Source organism: Dietzia sp. Cai40 (assembly GCF_014145165.1).
Taxonomy (GTDB): Bacteria; Actinomycetota; Actinomycetes; order Mycobacteriales; family Mycobacteriaceae; genus Dietzia; species Dietzia natronolimnaea.
The window spans coordinates 1-5,073 of the sequence record NZ_JAALEB010000303.1; the positions used below are offsets into that span (position 1 = coordinate 1).

At 71.6% G+C, this 5,073-nt stretch carries 3 protein-coding genes; all 3 read right to left on the reverse strand.

Features of this window, described 5'->3' with window-relative positions; translation table 11 throughout:
- Positions 1-1,786, reverse strand: a 1,786-nt coding sequence (locus G6022_RS11755) for a type I polyketide synthase (RefSeq protein WP_182691616.1), incomplete at its 3' end; no start/stop codon positions are given.
- Positions 1,787-1,873: 87 nt separating this feature from the next.
- Positions 1,874-3,874 carry a long-chain-fatty-acid--AMP ligase FadD32 gene (gene fadD32, locus G6022_RS11760; protein ID WP_182639244.1) on the reverse strand — a complete coding sequence of 667 codons (2,001 nt, stop codon included), beginning with the start codon at positions 3,872-3,874 and terminating at the stop codon, positions 1,874-1,876.
- 111 nt (positions 3,875-3,985) lie between these two features.
- Entirely contained in the window at positions 3,986-4,951 is a 966-nt protein-coding gene (locus G6022_RS11765) for a cutinase family protein (RefSeq protein ID WP_095717076.1), read from the reverse strand.
- Positions 4,952-5,073 lie beyond the last annotated feature (122 nt).

The window sequence follows — 5,073 nt, forward strand, 5'->3', positions numbered from 1 at the left end:
CGGCGTTGCGCGCGACCGCCTCGGCGACACTGCGGGCCACGTCATCCTGCAGGGCGGCCTCCGGCGCGGCGGTGTCCCCCGCGTCGGCCGTCCGCGCGACGGTGTCCTCGGCGCCGGTCGCCTGCGAGTCGACCGTCTGCGAGTCGACCGTCTGCGGATCGGTCTGCTGAGCGGCCCGGACCGGGGCGGGCTGGTACTCGGCCACCACGACGTGGGCGTTGGTCCCGCCGAAGCCGAATCCGGAGACACCGGCCAGCGCCCGGCCGCTGTAGCGCGGCCACGGCCGGTTCTCCGTGACGACGCTCAGCCGCGCGGCGTCGAAGTCGATGTACGGGTTGGGGCCGGCGAAGTTGAGGGTGGGCGGGAGCGAGTCGTGCCCCATCCCCAGGATGATCTTGGCCAGGCCCGCGGCACCGGCCGCCGACTCCATGTGCCCGAAGTTGGTCTTGGCCGAGCCCAGCAGCGTGGGTCGATCGGCGTCGCGGCCGCGGCCGAGCACCTGTCCGATCGCGGTGGCCTCGATGGGGTCACCGAGGATCGTGCCCGTGCCGTGGGCCTCGATGTAGTCGACGTCCCTCGGGTCCACACCCGCGTCGGCGTACGCCTGGCGCAGCACCGCCACCTGGGCGTCCGGGTTGGGGGCGGTCATCCCGTTGGAACGTCCGTCGGAGTTGACGGCGGACCCCTTGATGACGGCGAGGACCACGTCCCCGTCCCGTTCGGCCTCGGACAGGCGCTTCAGGATGAACAGTCCCCCGCCCTCCGCCCGGCAGATGCCGTTGGCGTCGGAGGAGAAGGCCTTGATGCGCCCGTCGGGGCTGAGCGCGGCCCCGGTCTTGGCGAAGCCCATGGTGGCGGCGGGCGCCAGCATCATGTTGACGCCACCGGCCACGGCCAGGTCGGACTCGTGCAGACGCAGCGAGTTGACGGCCTCGTGGATCGCGACCAGGGAGGTCGAGCACGCGGTGTCCAGGGTCATCGAGGGGCCACGGAAGTCGAACGTGTACGACACCCGGTTGGAGATGATCGAGTTGGAGGCGCCCGTGACCGCGTACGGGGAGGCGGCGGCGGAGTCGGAGGTGAGGAACACCTGGTAGTCGCTGGACGACGAACCGATGAACACGCCCACCTCGTGGCCCTTGAGGTCACTCGCGGGCAGGTGCGCGTGCTCGAGGGCCTCCCAGGTGAGCTCGAGTGCGAGCCGCTGCTGCGGGTCCACCATCTCCGCCTCGCGGGGACTCATGCCGAAGAACTCGGCGTCGAAGTCCCGCACCTCGGAGTCGTCGAGCCACCCGCCCCGGTCCGGGGCCTCGGCCAGGACCTGCTGGACGTAGGAGTCCCCCGCCCACTCGGACCAGCGGGTCGCCGGACGCGGGCTGGTGGCGTCCCGGCCCTCGGACAGCAGTTCCCAGGTGGCCTCGGGCGAGTCCGCGCCGCCCGGGAAACGGGTGGCGAAGCCGATCACGGCGACGTCGAACTCCATCCCCGCCCCACGGTGGCGGAAGGTGTGGAGGTCGCCGGGCTCGTCGATCTCGGCCGGTCCGTTGACCACGTACTCGGCGAGAGAGGCGATGGTGGGGTGCTGGTAGGCCACCGTGGCGTCCAGGGGACGGCCGAGCAGGTCCTCGAGATCCGCCGAGAGGGTCACCGCGTCCCTGGAGGACAGCCCGAACTCCTCGAGGGAGCGGTCGTCGGTCACCTTGGCGACGTCGAGCCCGGTGGCCCGGGAGACCCAGCCCCGCAACCAGTCGCGGAGCTCTACTACCGTCATCTCGCTCTGTGCCATCGTGGGGATCGCCTTTCCATCGGGTCTCGTCCGGTGTGCTCGCCCGTCGCCGCCGCGCACCGGTGGTGCCGTGAAGCGGCCCGGAAACTACTCCGCCGGCTCGTCGGGGAAGGCCGTCTGCTGGTGGCCTCCCCGCAGGGTCCCGTCGACGTAGGCGGTCTTGCAGGCGCGGCGGGCGATCTTGCCGCTGGAGGTTCGGGGGATGGACCCGGCGGGGACCAGGATCACGTCCTGCGCGGTGACCCCGTGCCTCGCCGAGATCGCCGAGCGGACCGCGTCCGCGATGGGTCCCGGATCCGCCTTCCCCGCACCGGGGGCGCGCTCGCCCACCACCACGAGGGTCTCCGAGGAGTCATCGGAGGGGATCACGGCGCCGTTACGGGCGTCGATCGGGAGCTGGTTGGCCGGCACGGAGAACGCGGCGACGAAGCCCGGGCGCAGCGAGGCGGAGGCGTCCTGCGCGGTGTTCTCGAGATCCTGCGGGTAGTGATTGCGTCCGGCGACGATCACGAGGTCCTTGACCCGACCGGTGATGTACAGCTGGCCGTCCACGTAGGCGCCGTAGTCACCCGTGCGGAGCCACCGTGCGCCGGAGGGGACGGTGCCGAACTCGCGCACCGTCCTCGAGTGCTCCGGGAGCCGCTCCGTGAGCCTGTTGCCGAACGTGGCCTCGGACTCCTCCGGCCGACCCCAGTAGGCCCGCCCGACGTTGGTGCCGTAGAGCCAGATCTCCCCGACCCGGCCCTCGGGCAGTTCCCGGCCGGTGCCGTCGTGCTCGCCCGTCGACCCGTCGACACCCGGCTCGACGATCACCGCCCACTGGCTGGGGGCCACGTACCCGCACGCCACCTGCGGGATGGCGTCCTCGTTGCCCTCCACCGCGTCGGGGTCCAGGACGGTCATGACGCCCTTGTTGAGGTCCTCCCGGTCCACGTGGATGACGATCGCCTCGTCGTCCTTGCGGGGCGAGGAGACGAAGAGCGTCGCCTCGGCCATGCCGTAGGAGGGCTTGATGGCGGTCGGCGCCAACCCGTACGGGGCGAACGCCTCGTTGAACGCGCGCATCGAGGCGGGGGTGACCGGCTCGGACCCGTTGATGATGCTGGTGACCCCGGAGAGGTCGAGCGACTCGCCCTCCCGGGGCAGGCCACGACGGGCCGCGTGTTCGAACGCGAAGTTGGGGGCGGCGGCGAAGACCCCGTCGCCGTCGGACATCGCCCCGAGCTGGGTGACCCACCGCCCGGGACGCTGCACGAAGGCCCGGGGGCTCATGACGGTGATCGTGGCGCCGCCCATCGCCGGCAGGATCACGGTGAGCAGACCCATGTCGTGGAACAGCGGCAGCCAGGTCACGCCGCGGGAGGCGCGGGTCAGGCCCAGCCCGTCGAAGAGCTGCATGACGTTGGTGACGACGTTGCGGTGCGTGATCTCCACGCCGGCGGGGACGCGGGTCGACCCGGAGGTGTACTGCAGGTAGGCGATGTCGTCCGCACCCAGATCGGGCCGGGTCCAGCCCGAGCCCAGCTCGGCGGGGATCGCGTCGACGGCGACCGTGCGGGGCCGCTCCCGGGCGGGCAGGTCGCGGAAGAGCTTGCGGACCCCCGCCGCCGACTCGGTGGAGGTGAGGATGACGGACGGCGTGCAGTCCCCGAGGACCGCGTGGAGCCTGTCGTGATGACCCGGCTCGTCCGGATCGAACAACGGCACGGCGGTGAGACCGGCGTGGATGGCGGCGAAGAACGAGACGATGTAGTCGAGTCCCTGGGGCGCGAGGATGGCCACGCGGTCTCCCCGCTCAGCCACCTGCTGCAGCCGTGCGGCGATGGCGTAGAGCCGGTCCCCGAAGTCCGACCACGACAGTTCGGCGACCTCACCCTGCCGCGACGACGAGTAGTCGATGTAGCGGTAGATCAGCCCGTCCGCCGCGGGGTCCCGGCGTGCTGCGGAGACGTTGGATTCGACGAAGTCGACCAGGGTGGTGCGATCAGGGATGACGATCGCCCCGCTGGCGTCGTGGTACTGCTCGAACTCCACGTTGCTCCGTTCCGAACCGATGACTGGATGGTCGACGTCGCCGACCTCGGACATACCGGGCGACAAGCTTGGTCGATCTTACAGCGTGCCCCTGCGCACATCCGAACTCCGAATCCTCGACCCGGCCAGGCGTGTCGCGCCCATGCACGGTACTCGGTCGGGCGGTCAGTCGTGGGCGATCTCCGGTGCCGCGTCGACGAGTTCCCGCACGTGTCCGATGGTCCACTCCGGAACCGTGGTCCCCATGACGACGTCCGGGTTGGTCGCGTACATGGCGTGGATGGCGTTGTTGGCGACGAACTCCTGGAACCGGGCCGCCCCGTCCACCACGTTGAGCGGGGCGTTGCAGATGAGGTCCCGGGAGTCGCAGATCTGGGCGGTCCGGTCGTCGAGCGCCCCGAAGCCGCCGGGCCGCGGGCCGGTCATGGTGGCACCCGCGATGAGCTGCGTGAAGCCCGTCACCGGCTGGAGCGAGATCTCCATCCCCTGACCGGTCCCCGGCGACAGCCCCGGGGACTGGCCCTCACCGGGCAGGCGCCGCCCGTCGGCGATGAGGACCGAACCCCGGACGAGCTCCGCCGGGACCGGCCCGTTGCCGGTGCCGATCTCGCTGGTGAGGTCGCCGGCGATCACCGCCCCCTGGGAGAAGCCGAGCAGGATGTAGGAGGTGTACGGGCAGCGGTCGTGGACCGCGACCAACTCGGCGCGCGCGCGATCCGTGCCCTCGGCCCGGCTCTGGTCGTAGGTGATCTCGTCGGGGCGCTGGGGGTTCCGGAACTGTGCCACGTACGGGACCGTGAAGACCTCCAGGCGCTCGGCCGGGTACTGCTCCCCCAGCGGGTCCGTGATGGTCTTGAGCAGCGCGTTGGGCAGGAACGACGGCGCGTAGGGGTCGTCGGTGGGGCTGCTCTCCCAGGTGCCCGGCACGGCGATCATCTGCACGTCGGGGCAGTCCGCGGGCTGGGTCAGCTCCGGCTCCGCCGGGCCGGGCAGCGGGCCGTCCGGACCCGTCGGCAGCCCCCGGTCACCGATCCACCAGCCGATCCCCAGCACCAGCAGGACCACCATGACGAGCGCTCCGAGCGAGCACCCGAGACGGCGGCCACCTCCACGACGCGATCCACGAGCCACGATACGAACTCCTTCCCGGGCGCCCGACACGAGTCCGCGGGCGGCCGACGACAGGTCCAACGCGCCACGGGGCCGCCGGGTTCCGCCGGCGGTCGTGGCACGTGTCACGACGCACCGCCCCG